17 protein-coding genes are annotated in these 15494 nt (G+C 70.4%); 13 read left to right on the top strand and 4 right to left on the bottom strand.

The features are described from left to right. The first annotated feature begins 3 nt into the window (after window positions 1–3). Window positions 4–399, top strand: coding sequence for a cold-shock protein (locus tag AC4BG9_RS02345; protein WP_490569466.1), 396 nt, complete (start codon window positions 4–6; stop codon window positions 397–399). On the opposite strand, the gene AC4BG9_RS02340 is transcribed toward AC4BG9_RS02345, so the two are convergent. Continuing rightward, window positions 396–1880, bottom strand: a complete 1485-nt coding sequence (locus tag AC4BG9_RS02340) for an MFS transporter (RefSeq protein ID WP_490569465.1) — start codon at window positions 1878–1880, stop codon at window positions 396–398. The two genes, AC4BG9_RS02345 and AC4BG9_RS02340, sit on opposite strands and share 4 nt — an antisense overlap. A gap of 84 nt (window positions 1881–1964) precedes the next feature. Between AC4BG9_RS02340 and AC4BG9_RS02335 the strand changes: the two genes are divergently transcribed. Beyond that, the gene (locus AC4BG9_RS02335) at window positions 1965–2738 is read left to right on the top strand and encodes a DUF3027 domain-containing protein (RefSeq protein ID WP_490569464.1); all 774 of its coding nucleotides are present in this window, start codon (window positions 1965–1967) and stop codon (window positions 2736–2738) included. Window positions 2739–2750: 12 nt separating this feature from the next. Here the strand turns inward: AC4BG9_RS02335 and AC4BG9_RS02330 are convergent, their stop codons facing one another. Beyond that, window positions 2751–3062, bottom strand: a complete 312-nt coding sequence (locus tag AC4BG9_RS02330; protein WP_490569463.1) for a DUF2530 domain-containing protein — start codon at window positions 3060–3062, stop codon at window positions 2751–2753. 78 nt (window positions 3063–3140) lie between these two features. On the opposite strand from AC4BG9_RS02330, the gene AC4BG9_RS02325 reads away from it, so the two are divergent. From AC4BG9_RS02325 to ilvA, 8 genes are all read left to right on the top strand, one after another. Continuing rightward, entirely contained in the window at window positions 3141–4640 is a 1500-nt protein-coding gene (locus tag AC4BG9_RS02325; RefSeq protein ID WP_490569462.1) for an NCS2 family permease, read from the top strand. A gap of 159 nt (window positions 4641–4799) precedes the next feature. Next, window positions 4800–5249, top strand: a complete 450-nt coding sequence (locus AC4BG9_RS02320; RefSeq protein WP_490569461.1) for a MarR family winged helix-turn-helix transcriptional regulator — start codon at window positions 4800–4802, stop codon at window positions 5247–5249. A 10-nt stretch (window positions 5250–5259) separates the two neighbouring features. Further along, window positions 5260–6522 carry an MFS transporter gene (locus tag AC4BG9_RS02315; protein ID WP_490569460.1) on the top strand — a complete coding sequence of 421 codons (1263 nt, stop codon included), beginning with the start codon at window positions 5260–5262 and terminating at the stop codon, window positions 6520–6522. 156 nt (window positions 6523–6678) lie between these two features. Next, window positions 6679–7053 carry a 30S ribosomal protein S12 gene (gene rpsL / locus AC4BG9_RS02310; protein WP_011757353.1) on the top strand — a complete coding sequence of 125 codons (375 nt, stop codon included), beginning with the start codon at window positions 6679–6681 and terminating at the stop codon, window positions 7051–7053. 1 nt (window position 7054) lies between these two features. After that, entirely contained in the window at window positions 7055–7525 is a 471-nt protein-coding gene (gene rpsG / locus AC4BG9_RS02305; RefSeq protein WP_490569459.1) for a 30S ribosomal protein S7, read from the top strand. 79 nt (window positions 7526–7604) lie between these two features. Beyond that, window positions 7605–9722 (top strand): elongation factor G, encoded by a 2118-nt coding sequence (fusA, locus tag AC4BG9_RS02300; RefSeq protein WP_490569458.1) that lies wholly within the window; start codon window positions 7605–7607, stop codon window positions 9720–9722. A gap of 69 nt (window positions 9723–9791) precedes the next feature. After that, on the top strand, window positions 9792–10985 hold the full coding sequence (gene tuf / locus AC4BG9_RS02295; RefSeq protein ID WP_490569457.1) for an elongation factor Tu: 1194 nt from the start codon (window positions 9792–9794) through the stop codon (window positions 10983–10985). A 115-nt stretch (window positions 10986–11100) separates the two neighbouring features. Beyond that, window positions 11101–12357: a threonine ammonia-lyase IlvA gene (gene ilvA, locus AC4BG9_RS02290; RefSeq protein ID WP_490569456.1), complete on the top strand. Its 1257-nt coding sequence runs from the start codon at window positions 11101–11103 to the stop codon at window positions 12355–12357. Window positions 12358–12379: 22 nt separating this feature from the next. Here ilvA and AC4BG9_RS02285 read toward each other — a convergent pair whose 3' ends face one another. Together AC4BG9_RS02285 and AC4BG9_RS02280 are read right to left on the bottom strand one after the other, a co-directional pair. Then, window positions 12380–12823 carry a VOC family protein gene (locus tag AC4BG9_RS02285; protein WP_490569455.1) on the bottom strand — a complete coding sequence of 148 codons (444 nt, stop codon included), beginning with the start codon at window positions 12821–12823 and terminating at the stop codon, window positions 12380–12382. Between the two features lie 9 nt (window positions 12824–12832). Next, entirely contained in the window at window positions 12833–13288 is a 456-nt protein-coding gene (locus tag AC4BG9_RS02280; RefSeq protein WP_490569454.1) for a helix-turn-helix domain-containing protein, read from the bottom strand. A 71-nt stretch (window positions 13289–13359) separates the two neighbouring features. On the opposite strand from AC4BG9_RS02280, the gene trmB reads away from it, so the two are divergent. The 3 genes from trmB to rplC all read left to right on the top strand — a co-directional run bounded on the left by trmB (window position 13360) and on the right by rplC (window position 15494). After that, a complete protein-coding gene (trmB, locus tag AC4BG9_RS02275; RefSeq protein WP_490569453.1) occupies window positions 13360–14142 on the top strand; it encodes a tRNA (guanosine(46)-N7)-methyltransferase TrmB in 783 nt (260 codons plus the stop codon). A 360-nt stretch (window positions 14143–14502) separates the two neighbouring features. Continuing rightward, on the top strand, window positions 14503–14811 hold the full coding sequence (rpsJ, locus tag AC4BG9_RS02270) for a 30S ribosomal protein S10 (RefSeq protein WP_008360994.1): 309 nt from the start codon (window positions 14503–14505) through the stop codon (window positions 14809–14811). Between the two features lie 11 nt (window positions 14812–14822). Continuing rightward, window positions 14823–15494, top strand: coding sequence for a 50S ribosomal protein L3 (gene rplC, locus AC4BG9_RS02265; RefSeq protein ID WP_490569452.1), 672 nt, complete (start codon window positions 14823–14825; stop codon window positions 15492–15494).

The raw sequence follows: 15494 nt of genomic DNA, 5'->3' as shown, positions 1-15494 counted from the left end.
GCTGTGCCCACTGGCAAGGTCAAGTGGTTCGACACCGAGAAGGGCTTCGGGTTCCTGTCGCAGGAGGACGGGCCCGACGTCTACGTGCACGCCGACGCGCTCCCCCCGGGTGTCACCACCCTCAAGAACGGCGCCCGGGTCGAGTTCGGCATCGCCGCCGGCCGCAAGGGCGAGCAGGCGCTCCAGGTCAGGCTGCTCGAGGCGCCGACGTCCGTGCGCCGGAACCAGCGCCAGGCCCAGCGCAAGAAGCCCGAGGAGATGGTCCCGATCGTGGAGGACCTGATCCGGCTGCTCGACGACCTGGGGGAGGGCTACCGGCACGGCCGCGCCCCCGAGCCGCGGACGGCCCGGCCCACCGCCAAGCTGCTGCGGGCCCTGGCCGACGAGCTCGAGCTCTAGGCGGACCGACCTCCCCGGAGCCACTCCTGCTGCCGGGAGAGCAGGACGAAGGCCGCCCAGGCCGCCAGCACCCCGGCGGCCACCCCGAGCCCGAGGCGGGGCATCAGCGGCAGCGCGATCCCCACGAAGCCGCCGACGACCCAGGCCAGCTGCAGCGAGGTGTCGCTGCGGGCGAAGGCGCTGCTCTGCATCCGCTCCGGCACGTCCCGCTGGATGGTGGAGTCCAGGGAGAGCTTGGCCAGCGACTGGGCGAGCCCGGCGGTCAGGCCGAGCAGCGCGAGGGTGATCACCCCGTAGAACGCCGCCGTGAGCGCGGCCAGCACGCAGTCGGCGAGCAGAGCCAGCACCACCGTCGTACGTGGGTCCATCCGCCGGGTCAACGAGGCCACCGCGATGCCGAGCGTGTTGCCGAGCCCGGCCGCGCCGATCACCAGCCCGAGCAGCACCTCCGGGCGCCAGCCGTCGATCGGGTTCTCCCGCAGCAGGAAAGCCATGAACATGGTGAGGAAGCCCGAGAGCCAGCGCGGGCCGCAGTTGGCGCGGAGCGCGAAGGCCACCGCCGGCGGGATCCGCAGCCTGGGCCGGCGGCCCTCGGGGGTGAGCGTGGCGTGCGGGGCCGGGTCGCTCTCGGCCAGCAGCACCAGGGTGCCCTCCCCGAGGCTGGAGTCGACCCGGCCGGGCAGCCGGATCGCCCAGATGGTGGCCACCACGAAGACCAGGAAGCCGTAGCGCAGGGACCACTCCGGGCCGGCCCAGGCGGCCAGGCCCGCCAGCGGGGCCGAGACACCCGCTCCCACCACGCCGGCCAACGAGATCCGGGCGTTGGCCTTGACCAGGGTCAGGTCGCGGGGCAGCAGCCGGGGCACCGAGGCGGCCCGCGTGACGCCGTAGGCCTTGGAGGCCACGAGCACCCCGAGGGCGGCGGGGAACATCCACCGCGACTCGGTCACCACGGCGGTGGCGAGCACCCAGCACAGGAACCCCCGCACGGCCATGGTGGTGCCGATCGCCCACCGGCGGCCGTGGCTGAACCGGTCGAGGAACGGCCCGATCAGCGGGGCCACGATGGCGAAGGGCAGCATCGTCAGGCCCAGGAAGAGTGCGACCTGGCCCCGTGCCTCGCCCGTGGGCACCTGGAAGAAGAGCGTGCCGGCCAGCGAGATGGCCACCGCCGCGTCGCCTGCGGCGTTGAAGGCGTGCAGCTCGATCAGCCGGGAGAGGCCGGAGTCGCCCGCGCCCTCCGCGCGGGCGGCGCGGCGCGCCTGCCCGGCGGTGAAGCGCCCGGCCCGGCCGGTGGCGCGCGCCAGCGCCCCGGCGGCCCGCCCGGCGGCCCGGGCCGCGGCGGCACCCGTGGCGAGAAGTCGGCGTCCGGGGCCCGGCCCGCCGTCCTGTGCGGCCGAGGACGTGGACGCGGAATCGGACGTGGGACCGGACGTGGACGTGGCGTCGGGCCCTGGCAGCTCCGGCGGTGAGGAGGTCACGGCTCCATCCTGCCGTCTGCGCCCCACCCGTCCGGGGGTGGTCTCGCCTTGGGCGTCCCAGCTGCTGCGTGTCATGATCGGCGCGTGAACGCCGTCGTCGCAGCCTCGCCCGACCCCGTCCTGGCCGATGCCGTGGGAGTGGCGCGGGCCGCCCTCCTGGAGGAGGCCCCCGCTCGCCAGGTCGGCGAGCACCTGCGCTTCCAGGTCGAGGACGAGCACACCGGCAGCCACCTCTTCGCCTGCGCCCACCCCGGCTACGTCGGGTGGTTCTGGTCGGTGACCGTCTCGCGGGCCCCGGAGCAGGAGCGGGTGACCATCGACGAGGTGGTGCTGCTCCCCGGCGAGCAGGCGATCGTGGCGCCGGGCTGGGTGCCCTACAAGGAGCGCCTGCAGCCCGGCGACCTCTCACCCGGCGACCTGCTCCCGGTCGAGGACGAGGACCCCAGGCTGGTCCCCACCTACCTGGTCGGCGACGACCCGCTCGAGGCCGACGAGCGCGCCCAGGTCCGCCGGGTGGTCGAGGAGCTCTACGACGGCCGGGTGCGCACCCTCTCGCTGGAGGGGCGTGACATGGCGGCCCAGCGCTGGCACGACGGCGAGGCCGGCCCCGACTCGCCGCTGGCCAAGTCGGCGCCCCAGCCCTGCGCGACCTGCGGCTTCCTGGTGCGCCTGGCCGGCCCGCTCTCGGAGATGTTCGGCGTCTGCGCCAACGGCAACGCCAACGACGACGGCCGGGTGGTGACCTTCGACCACGGCTGCGGCGCGCACTCGGAGGTCAAGCTCGCCCGCAAGCAGCAGCCGGTGCCGGTGCCCGAGCACGCGCACGACACCTTCGACCAGGACCTCGAGACGTTCTGACGGCCTGACCGCTCAGAGGCGTCGGCGCCCACCGGGGGACGGGGCCGCGGCCTCGCGGGTCCGCGCGTCGCGGCGGCGACGGCAGTACTCGAGCCCGAGGAGCCCGAGCCCGAGCCCGGCCGTGCAGGTCCACAGCCACCAGAGGCGCCCGGCCTCGGCGAGCGGGGAGTAGAACGGCAGCAAGGCCAGGAAGCCGACCAGCCAGAGCGCCGTGCCCACCCCGACGGTGCGTACCCCGTCGACGTCGAGCGGCTCCACGTCGGCGACCACGAAGGTGCGCCGTCCGAGGGTGTGGGTCTGGGGCTGGTCGTTGCGGGGCTCCACGGACCTCAACCTACTACCGTCGCGTCCGCCCCCGGGGGCTCGGCCGCCGGTGCTCCCGACGTCTGTCAAGATGCGCGGGTGAGCAATCAGCGTACGGACCACGAGGTGGACGAGCAGCCCTCCGGCAAGCGGAGCGGCCTGGACGATTTCTTCCGGATCGGCGAGCGCGGGTCGACGATCGGTCAGGAGATCCGCGGCGGCGTGGTGACCTTCCTGACGATGGCCTACATCATCGTGCTGAACCCCCTGATCCTGGGCTTCGTACCGGACTCCGAGGGCATGTACCTCGGCGGCACCGACGTCCCCGGCAGCGGCATCCCCGCGATCGCGGCCGCCACCGCCCTGGTGGCCGGGCTGCTGACCATCGCGATGGGTGCGGCCGCCAACTTCCCGATGGCGCTCGCCGCGGGCCTCGGGCTCAACGCGTTCGTCGCCAACTCGATCGCCCGCCAGTCCACCTGGTCCGACGCCATGGGCCTGGTGGTCCTCGAGGGCATCGTGATCCTGGTCCTGGTCCTCACCGGCTTCCGCAAGGCTGTCTTCCACGCGGTCCCGCAGCAGCTCAAGGTCGCCATCTCGGTCGGGATCGGCCTCTTCATCGCCCTGATCGGCTTCGTCGACGCCCGCGTCGTGACCCGGATCCCCGACGACTTCCAGACCACCGTCCCGGTCCAGCTGGGGGTCGGCGGCCAGCTGACCGGGTGGCCGGTGCTCGTCTTCTGCCTCGGCCTCCTGCTGATGATCGCCCTGTGGGTGCGCCAGGTCCGCGGTGCCATCCTCATCTCCATCGCGATCACCACCGTGGTCGCCGTGGTCGTCGAGGCGGTGGGTGACCTCGGTGCCGCCGGGCCCGACAACGCCGGGGGCTGGGCGCTGAGCATCCCCAAGGCGAGCGGCGACCTGGTCGGCCTGCCCGACTTCGCCACGCTGTTCCAGATCGACCTGTTCGGTGCCTTCAGCACCATCGAGGGCGGCGCCCTCGCCGCCGTGCTGCTGGTCTTCTCGCTGATGCTGGCCGACTTCTTCGACACCATGGGCACGATGACCGCGATCGGGGCCGAGGCCGGGCTCAACGACGAGGAGGGCGTGCCGCCGCACAGCCAGCGCATCCTGGTCGTCGACTCCCTGGCGGCCATCGCCGGTGGTGCGGGCGGGGTCTCCTCCAACACCTCCTACATCGAGTCGGCCTCCGGTGTGGGCGAGGGGGCACGCACCGGGTTCGCGTCGATCGTGACCGGCGTGCTCTTCCTGCTCGCCACCTTCTTCACGCCCCTGGTGGCGGCGATCCCCTCGGAGGCGGCGGTCCCCGCGCTGGTCCTGGTGGGCTTCTTGATGATGCAGCAGGTGACCGAGATCGACTGGCGGGACCCGGAGATCGCCATCCCGGCCTTCCTGACGATCGTGCTGATGCCGTTCGCCTACTCGATCTCGGTGGGCATCGGCGCCGGCTTCCTGGCCTTCGTGCTCATCAAGGTGGTCCTGGGCAGGTTCCGCCAGGTGCACCCGCTCATGTGGGTGGTGGCGGCGCTCTTCGTCGTCTACTTCGCGATCAACCCGATCACCGACTGGCTCACCTGAGCCGCCCTCGCGCGTCCACCCGACCGCCCACCCCGCACGGGGTGGGCGGTCGTGTGCTTCCACCAGGTCCGCGCCCGGTCGGGCGGGGTGGGGGAGATCACGCCGTGCGTGGCCGCGTGGGGATTTAATTACCGAGGGTAATGACCTAGACTAAAGATCGTGCCCAGCGCCGCCAGGACCTCCCGACGCGACGCGGGGCTCGCCTCGGAGCTCCGGCTCGGGGTGATGAGACTGCGTCGGCGCCTGGCCGTGGAGCAGCACCCGGACAACCCGTTGGGTCTCGGCTCGATGTCGGTGCTGGGGTGCCTGTTCCGTGGTGGCGACCACACCATCGGGGAGCTCGCCTCCTCCGAGAACGTCCGGCCGCCGTCCATGACCCGGACCGTCACCGCCCTCGAGGAGGCCGGCTACGTCGTCCGTCGCTCCCACGAGACCGATGGGCGGGTCGTGGTCGTCCAGCTGACCGAGCAGGGCCGCGAGGCGGTCCGTGCCGACCGGGACCGCCGGGACGCCTGGCTCGCTCGCCGCCTCGCCGGTCTCGACCCCGAGGACCGTGCGGTCCTGAGCCGCGCCGCCACCCTCATGCAAGAACTCGCACAGGAAGAATGAACGCCACACCTTGAGCCCCACGTTCCGCTCCCTGCACAACGCCAACTACCGCCTGTACGCCGCAGGTGGGGTGGTCTCCAACACCGGCACCTGGATGCAGCGGGTGGCGCAGGACTGGCTGGTCCTGCTCCTGAGCGCCAACAGCGGCGTGGCCCTCGGGATCACCACCGGGCTCCAGTTCCTCCCGATGCTCCTGCTCTCGCCCTTCGCCGGGATGGTCGCCGACCGGATGCCCAAGCAGCGCCTCCTCCAGCTGACCAACCTGGGGATGGCCCTGCCCGCCGTGGTCCTCGGCCTGCTCGCGGTCACCGGCACCGCCGAGATCTGGCACGTCTACCTGCTGGCGACCGTGCTGGGCGTCAGCTCGGCGTTCGACGGGCCGGCGCGCCAGTCCTTCGTCTCGGAGATGGTCGAGCCGGCCGACCTGAGCAACGCGGTGGGCCTCAACTCCGCCTCCTTCAACGCAGCCCGGCTGGTCGGGCCCGGCCTGGCCGGCGTGCTGATCGCCGCGCTCGGCGGGGGAGTGGCGGCGACAGGCTGGGTGATCCTGGCCAACGCGATCTCCTACGCCGCGCCGATCGTCGCGCTGCGACGGCTCGACCCCACCCGGCTGGACACCCCGGCCCCGGCCCCGCGGGGAGCAGGCGGCCTCGCCGGCGGCCTGCGCTACGTACGCCACCGGCCCGACCTGCTGCTCATCTTGGCGATCGTCTTCGTGGCCGGCACGTTCGGGCTCAACTTCCAGCTCACCTCGGCCCTGATGGCCACCGAGGTCTTCGACAAGGGCGCCACCGAGTACGGCGCCCTGGGCACCTTCCTGGCCGTCGGCTCGCTGGCCGGGGCGCTGCGCGCCGCCCGCCGCGAGCGGGTCGGGCACCGGCTGGTGGTCGGCGCGGCGCTCCTCTTCGGAGCGGTCGAGGTGGTCGCCGGACTGGCGCCCTCCTACCTGACCTTCGCCCTGCTGGCTCCCGTGCTCGGGATCACCTCGCTGACCATGATCACCGCAGCCAACACCTACATGCAGATGAACACCACCGCGGGAATGCGCGGACGGGTGATGGCGCTCTACCTGATGGTCTTCATGGGTGGCACGCCGGTCGGGGCCCCGCTGGTGGGCTGGATCGGCGAGGCGCTGGGAGCCAGGTGGACCCTCGTGCTCGGTGGCGCGATCACCATGCTCGGCGTCGCCGCGGCCGCGCTGCTCTTCGCCGCCGCAGCCCGCCGCCGGGTGCCCGACGTCCCCATTTTGACCCTCGCCCACGCGGGGAAGTAGCCTGATCACTCGTGTCTGGAACACCCAGACCCACGCGCGTGCCCGAAAGCCGTCAGGCCGACCACCCGCGCTGATCGACAGGCACAGCTCCAAGCAACACCCCGAGCCCGGCAAGGTGCCGGGCCGTGACCAGTGAACAAGAAGGGGAACCACCCGGTGCCCACCATTCAGCAGTTGGTCCGCAAGGGCCGCCAGGACAAGGTGTCCAAGAACAAGACGCCTGCGCTCAAGGGCTCGCCCCAGCGCCGCGGTGTCTGCACCCGCGTCTACACCACCACCCCGAAGAAGCCGAACTCCGCCCTCCGCAAGGTCGCCCGCGTGCGCCTGTCGAGCGGTGTCGAGGTCACGGCCTACATCCCGGGCGTGGGCCACAACCTCCAGGAGCACTCCATCGTGCTCGTCCGCGGCGGTCGTGTGAAGGACCTGCCGGGTGTCCGGTACAAGATCATCCGCGGCACGCTCGACACCCAGGGCGTGAAGAACCGTAAGCAGGCCCGCAGCCGCTACGGCGCGAAGAAGGAGAAGAGCTGACATGCCGCGCAAGGGTCCCGCAACCAAGCGTCCGCTCGACGTCGACCCCGTCTACGGGTCGCAGATCGTCACCCAGCTCGTCAGCAAGGTCCTCCAGGACGGCAAGAAGCAGGTCGCCCAGAGGATCGTCTACACGGCCCTCGAGGGCTGCCGCGAGAAGACCGGCACCGACCCGGTGCTGACCCTCAAGCGGGCGCTCGACAACGTCAAGCCCGCGATCGAGGTCAAGTCCCGCCGCGTCGGTGGCGCGACCTACCAGGTCCCGATCGAGGTCAAGCCCAACCGCAGCACCACGCTGGCGCTGCGCTGGCTCGTGGGCTACGCCCAGGCCCGTCGTGAGAAGACGATGGCCGAGCGCCTGATGAACGAGATCCTCGACGCGAGCAACGGCCTCGGCGCCGCTGTGAAGAAGCGCGAGGACACGCACAAGATGGCCGAGTCCAACAAGGCCTTCGCCCACTACCGCTGGTGATCGTGGCGGGCGTGCGCCCCAGCGGCGCACGCCCGGCACCCCACCGCACCCGTCAAACCCTAAGGAACTGTGACTTTCAGTGGCCGTTGACATCACCACGGACCTCAACAAGGTTCGCAACATCGGCATCATGGCCCACATCGACGCCGGCAAGACCACCACCACCGAGCGCATCCTCTTCTACACCGGGATCACCTACAAGATCGGTGAGGTCCACGACGGCGGCGCCACGATGGACTGGATGGAGCAGGAGCAGGAGCGGGGCATCACCATCACCTCCGCTGCCACCACCTGCTGGTGGAATGACCACCAGATCAACATCATCGACACTCCCGGTCACGTCGACTTCACCGCCGAGGTCGAGCGCTCGCTGCGCGTCCTCGACGGCGCCGTCGCCGTCTTCGACGGTGTCGCCGGTGTCGAGCCCCAGACCATGACGGTGTGGCGCCAGGCCAACAAGTACTCCGTGCCCCGGATGTGCTTCGTCAACAAGCTCGACCGCACCGGAGCGGACTTCTTCCGCTGCGTCGACATGATGATCGAGCGCCTCAACTCCACCCCGCTGGTCCTGCAGATCCCGATCGGCGCCGAGGGCGACTTCCTCGGTGTCATCGACCTGGTCGCGATGCGTGCCCTCACCTGGCGCGGCGAGACCAAGATGGGCGAGGACTACGAGATCGAGGAGATCCCCGCCGAGCTGGCCGAGAAGGCCGCCGAGTGGCGCGAGAAGTTCATCGAGACCCTCGCCGAGGGCGACGACGAGATCATGGAGAAGTACCTCGAGGAGGGTGACGAGAACTTCACCGTCGAGGAGCTCCGCGCCGCCATCCGTCGGGCCACCCTGGCCGACAAGCTCAACCCGGTGCTCTGCGGCACCGCGTTCAAGAACAAGGGCGTCCAGCCCCTGCTCGACGCGGTCGTCAACTACCTGCCGTCGCCGCTCGACATCGACGCGATCGAGGGTCACGACCCCCGCGACGAGGAGAAGGTGGTCCTGCGCAAGCCGTCGGACGACGAGCCGTTCTCCGGCCTGGCCTACAAGATCGCCTCCGACCCGCACCTGGGCAAGCTGATCTACGTCCGCGTCTACTCGGGCAAGCTCGAGGCCGGCTCGACCGTGGTCAACTCGGTCAACGGCAAGAAGGAGCGGATCGGCAAGGTCTACCAGATGCACGCCAACAAGCGTGAGGAGATCGCGTCGGTCGGCGCCGGCCAGATCGTGGCCGTGATGGGCCTCAAGGACACCAAGACCGGTCACACCCTGTGCGACCCGTCCAACCAGGTCGTCCTGGAGTCGATGACGTTCCCGGCCCCCGTGATCGAGGTCGCCATCGAGCCCAAGACCAAGAGCGACCAGGAGAAGCTGGGCACCGCGATCCAGCGGCTCTCCGACGAGGACCCGACCTTCACGGTCAAGACCGACGAGGAGACCGGCCAGACGATCATCGCCGGCATGGGCGAGCTCCACCTCGAGATCCTGGTCGACCGGATGAAGCGCGAGTTCCGCGTCGAGGCCACCGTCGGCAAGCCGCAGGTCGCCTACCGCGAGACCATCCGCAAGAAGGTCGAGAACCACAGCTACACCCACAAGAAGCAGACGGGTGGCTCCGGCCAGTTCGCGAAGGTCGTCATCTCGCTGGAGCCGAACATCGACCCCGAGACCGGTACCGGTGCGGGCTACGAGTTCGTCAACAACGTCAGCGGTGGCCGGGTGCCGAGGGAGTACATCCCCTCGGTCGACGCCGGCGGCCAGGACGCCATGGAGTTCGGCGTGCTCGCCGGCTACCCCATGGTCGACGTGAAGTTCACGCTCGAGGACGGCGCCTACCACGACGTCGACTCCTCCGAGCTGGCCTTCAAGATCGCCGGCAACCAGGCCTTCAAGGAGGCCGCGCGCATGGCCAAGGCAGTTCTGCTCGAGCCGATGTTCGCCGTGGAGGTGACCACCCCGGAGTCCTTCCTGGGCACGGTCATCGGCGACATCAACTCGCGCCGCGGCCAGATCCGAGCGCAGGAGGAGCGGCACGGCGACCTCGTCGTCAACGCCCTCGTGCCGCTGTCCGAGATGTTCGGGTACGTTGGCGACCTGAGGTCCAAGACCTCCGGGCAGGCGTCGTACTCGATGGAGTTCGACTCGTACGCCGAGGTTCCTTCGAACATCGCCGACGAGATCATCAAGAAGGTCCGCGGCGAGTGACCTCGCCCGGATCCTCGGCTGCACCAACCAACCCACGAGTCAAGAAACAACCAACAGGAGGAGCCCACAGTGGCTAAGGCGAAGTTCGAGCGGACCAAGCCGCACGTCAACATCGGTACGATCGGTCACATCGACCACGGGAAGACCACTCTTACCGCGGCGATCACGAAGGTCCTGCACGACAAGCACCCGGACCTGAACGAGGCTTCGGCCTTCGACCAGATCGACAAGGCTCCCGAGGAGCGCCAGCGCGGTATCACCATCTCGATCGCGCACGTGGAGTACCAGACTGAGGTCCGCCACTACGCGCACGTCGACTGCCCCGGTCACGCGGACTACATCAAGAACATGATCACCGGTGCCGCGCAGATGGACGGCGCGATCCTGGTGGTTGCCGCGACCGACGGCCCGATGCCGCAGACCCGCGAGCACGTGCTGCTCGCCCGCCAGGTCGGCGTGCCGGCCCTGGTCGTGGCGCTGAACAAGTGCGACATGGTCGACGACGAGGAGCTCATCGAGCTCGTCGAGATGGAGGTGCGCGAGCTCCTCTCCGAGTACGAGTACCCGGGCGACGACATCCCCGTGGTCCGCGTGGCGGCCTTCCCGGCGCTGCAGGGCGACGCCAAGTGGGGCGAGTCGATCATGGAGCTCATGAACGCGGTCGACGAGGCCATCCCGACTCCCGAGCGTGAGGTCGACAAGCCGTTCCTCATGCCCGTCGAGGACGTCTTCACGATCACCGGTCGCGGCACGGTCATCACCGGCCGCATCGAGCGGGGCATCGTGAAGGTCAACGAGGAGGTCGAGATCGTCGGCATCCGCGAGGGCGCGATCAAGTCGACCGTCACCGGTGTCGAGATGTTCCGCAAGCTGCTCGACGAGGGCCAGGCCGGTGAGAACGTCGGTCTGCTGCTTCGTGGCACCAAGCGCGAGGACGTCGAGCGCGGCATGGTCGTCATCAAGCCGGGCACCACGACCCCGCACACCAACTTCGAGGCCTCGGTCTACATCCTCTCGAAGGAGGAGGGCGGCCGTCACACCCCGTTCTTCAACAACTACCGTCCCCAGTTCTACTTCCGCACCACGGACGTGACTGGCGTGGTGACCCTCCCCGAGGGCACCGAGATGGTGATGCCGGGTGACAACACCGAGATGTCGGTCGAGCTCATCCAGCCCATCGCCATGGACGAGGGCCTGAAGTTCGCGATCCGCGAGGGTGGCCGCACCGTCGGCGCCGGCCGGGTCACCAAGATCACCAAGTGATCCCCGCTGGTCCCAGGACCAGCTGATCCACCAGAACGGCCCCGGACCACTCGGTCCGGGGCCGTTCTGCATGCCCGGGACGCGCCACGGACGACGCCCCGCGTAGGCTGGCGCCGTGACGCGAGGAGAGCTGGACGCCGCGGGCGTCGAGGCAGCGGCGGAGCTGCTCGGCCCGGTGGTCCGGCGTACCGAGCTCGAGGCGAGCCCGCGGCTGACGCAGGTGGTCGGGGCCCAGGTCCACCTCAAGCGGGAGAACCGGCAGCTCACCCGCTCCTACAAGGTGCGCGGCGCGTTCCACCTGATCAGCGGCCTCAGCGAGGCCGAGCGGCGCAGGGGAGTGGTCTGCGCGAGCGCCGGCAACCACGGGCAGGGCGTGGCCTGGAGCTGTGCGCGCCTGGGGATCGACGGCCGGGTCTACGTGCCCGGCAACACCCCCCGCCAGAAGCGGCAGCGCATCGTGGCCCTGGGGGAGGGCCGGATCGAGCTCGTCGTGGCCGGCAGCACCTACGACGCGGCCGGGGCCGCGGCTCGGGAGGACGCGGACCGCAGCGGTGCCGTCTTCGTCCACCCGTTCGACGACGCCCGGACCATCCTGGGCCAGGGCACCGTCGCGCCCGAGATCATCGCGGCGCTGGACCGGCCGCTGCACACCCTGCTCGCCCCCGTGGGTGGCGGCGGGCTCGTCGCGGGGATGGCCCTGTGGCTGCGCGAGCGTCACCCCGAGGTGCGGATCGTCGGGGTCGAGCCCAGCGGCGCCGCGAGCATGACCGCCGCCCTGGCCGCCGGCGGCCCGGTGGCGCTGGAGCGGGTGGACACCTTCGTCGACGGTGCCGCGGTCGGACGCGTGGGCGAGCTGACGTACCCGCTGGTGCGCGACCTGGTCGACGAGGTCGTCACCGTCGACGCGGGCGCGGTGAGCACCGAGATGCTCGACCTCTACCAGGTGGACGGCATCATCGCCGAGCCCGCCGGTGCGCTGGCGAGCACGGCGGCCCGCCGGCTGGCCGGCCAGGTCCCGGCCGACCAGGCCGTGGTCTGCGTGGTCTCGGGCGGCAACAACGACGTCAGCCGCTACGGCGAGATCCTGGAGCGCTCCCTCATCCACCTGGGGCTGCGCCACTACTTCCTGGTCTCGTTCCCCCAGGAGCCCGGGGCGCTGCGCCACTTCCTCGAGGACGTCCTGGGGCCCGACGACGACATCGTGGTCTTCGAGTACGTGAAGAAGAACAACCGCGAGACCGGGCCGGCGCTGGTCGGCATCGAGCTGGAGCGCCCCGAGGACCTCGCGGGCCTCCTCACCCGGATGGAGGCGAGCCCGCTCACCATCGAGCAGGTCTCCCCGGGCTCGCCGCTCTTCACGTTCCTGATGTGACCACCGGCGGTCCGGGGCCTGCTCAGGACATGTCGAGGCCGGCGAAGTCCTCGGGGGAGTACTCGCGGGGCTCGACCAGGACCATCCAGTTGCCGGAGTTGTCGCGCATCAGGGCCTCCACGCCGTAGGGGCGCGCCTGGGGCTCCTGCAGGAACTCCACACCCTTGGCGCTCAGCTCCTCGAACGCCTTCTGGCAGTCCTCGACGTTGAGGCCGATCCCGGGCAGGCCGCCCTCGGCCTGGGCGCGCTGCATGGCCTCGATCAGGTAGTCGGGCAGCGGGCCGCTCGGGGTGGTCAGGTGCACGTGCAGCTCGGGCTGGGTGGGGTGGACCACGGTGCACCAGCGGAAGTCGGGACCCAGGGTGAGGTCGTCGCCGACCTCGAAGCCCAGGACGTCGGTGTAGAAGGCCAGCGACTCGTCGATGTCGCGGACCCAGACGGAGACGAGGGAGATGTTGGTGATCATGGGACGAGGCTAGGGGCCCGCGCCGGGCCCTGGCTTCTCCTCGATTGCGCTCCTGCGCTCGACCAGCCCCGCCATGAAGACGTAGCACCCGGGGATCCGTGGCGCCCCCGCCATGGCGTACCGGCGGGCGAAGGCGCTGGGGGTCTCGCCGGTGATGTCGCGGAACCGGCTGGAGAACGACCCGAGGCTGCTGTAGCCGACCGCGAAGCAGACCTCGGTCACCGTCAGGTTGGCCAGGCGCAGCAGGTCCTGGGCCCGCTCGATGCGCCGCTCGGAGAGGTACGCCGCGGGGGTGCTGCCGTAGGTGAGCGCGAAGGAGCGCAGGAAGTGGAACTTGCTCATCCCCGCGATCGCGGCGACGTCGTCGAGGACGAAGGGCTCGGCGTAGTGCCGGTCCAGGTGGTCCCTGGCCCGGCGCAGGTGCACCAGCACGTCGCCGGGCACGCGGCGTCCGTGGGTCTCCACACCGTGAGTCTAGGCGGCAGGTCCGCCCCACCCGCTGGGCCGCGGGGCCGGCGTCGCGGGACAATGGAGGCGTGAACGAGTCTGTGCGTCCCGCCCGTCCCCACCACAAGCTGACCGCCGACGGTCGGCGGATGCGCGAGGTGCTCTCCTACTCCCGGCGCGGCAGTCGCTTCACCCCCCGCCAGGCCGACGGCTGGGCCGCGCACCAGGCCGACTGGGTGATCCCCGACGAGGCGGTCGACCGCCCGGACTTCGACCTCGAGCGCTGGTTCGGCCGGAGCGCACCGCTGGTGGTGGAGATCGGCTCGGGGGTGGGGGAGGCCACCGCGGTCCTGGCGGCGGCCCGGCCGGAGTGCAACGTCCTCGCCCTGGAGGTGTGGCGTCCCGGCGTCGCCGACGGCCTGTGGCGGGCGGCCGAGGCGGGGGCCGAGAACATCCGCTTCTGCTCGGTCGACGCCGCGTGGTTCCTGGCCCACGTGCTGCCGCCCGGCTCGGTGTCCGAGCTGTGGACCTTCTTCCCCGACCCCTGGCACAAGAAGAAGCACCGCAAGCGACGACTGATCGACGCGGAGTTCACGGCCATGGCCGCCTCCCGCCTGACCGACGGCGCGCTGTGGCGGCTGGCCACCGACTGGGCCGACTACGCCGAGCAGATGATCGAGGTCCTCGACGCGGAGCCCACCCTCGAGGGCGGCGTCGTGCCGCGGTGGGAGGAGCGCCCGGTCACCCGGTTCGAGCGCAAGGGCCTGGAGAAGGGCCGGGAGATCACCGACCTGGCCTACCGGAAGAAGGCACCCGAGGCCGGTGCGCCGAGGCGATGCGCGGCCGATTTGGTCGATGGTCCCCGGGTCTGACAAGATAGTCCGGTTGCTCCGGCGGGTCGCCGGGGTGCGCCTCACCTTGACTACTGAATCGCGTCTCCCGGTGGCTCCGGCCACCGTGTGCCATGAGCTCAGTAGTCCCCGCGTGGGACGCACCATCTGAGAAGTCATCAGGCCGAGACCCGATCGGCCCGGCGAACCGCCGGGCACCACGAGGTAGGAACACTGCAAGGAACCCGGTCTGTGTCGTCGGAATCTGGACGACACGCCCGACCGCGGGGGTGGGCGGTGGCAGGTGAGGAACAGGCGGTGCGGCTCCACCCGGAGCCGTGTCGAGAGAACAGACCGTGACGCGGCACCTCCCGGGGTGCGAGAGAAGGACGAGAGAGACCTATGGCGGGACAGAAGATCCGCATCAGGCTCAAGGCCTATGACCACGAGGTGATCGACACCTCGGCGCGCAAGATCGTGGACACCGTCACCCGTACGGGTGCCAAGGTCGCCGGCCCCGTGCCGCTGCCGACCGAGAAGAACGTGTACTGCGTCATCCGCTCGCCCCACAAGTACAAGGACTCCCGCGAGCACTTCGAGATGCGCACGCACAAGCGCCTCATCGACATCATCGACCCGACTCCGAAGACGGTCGACTCGCTGATGCGCCTCGATCTGCCTGCCGGTGTCGACATCGAGATCAAGCTCTGAGGTCTGACGAGATGACTTTCGAACGAAACGTGAAGGGCCTGCTGGGCACCAAGCTCGGCATGACCCAGCTGTGGGACGAGAACAACCGCGTCGTCCCCGTGACCGTGATCGCGGCCGCGACCAACGTCGTCACCCAGGTCCGCCAGCCCGAGACCGATGGCTACAACGCCATCCAGGTCGGGTACGGCGAGATCGAGGCGCGCAAGGTCACCAAGCCCGAGGCCGGTCACTTCTCCAAGGCGGGGGTCACCCCCCGTCGCCACCTGGTCGAGATCCGGACCGCGGACGCCGCCAGCTACACGGTCGGCCAGGAGCTCAGCCCCGAGCTCTTCGCCGCCGGCGAGCAGGTCGACGTCACCGGCACCAGCAAGGGCAAGGGCTTCGCCGGCACGATGAAGCGTCACGGCTTCTCCGGCGTGAGCGCCTCGCACGGTGCCCACCGCAACCACCGCAAGCCCGGCTCGATCGGCGCCTGCGCCACCCCGGGCCGCGTCTTCAAGGGCACCCGGATGTCGGGACGCATGGGTAACGACACCGTCACCACCCAGAACGTCACCGTGCACGCCGTGGACGTCGAGAAGGGGATCATCCTGCTCAAGGGTGCCGTTCCCGGTCCTCGGGGTGGCCTCGTGGTCGTCCGCTCCGCCGCCAAGAACACCGTCACTTCTGGCAAGGAGGCCTGA

Source organism: Nocardioides sp. Z40_12, from assembly GCF_058215795.1.
Note: the sequence above shows the minus strand (reverse complement) of the source record. Positions and strands in the feature narration are given on the sequence as shown.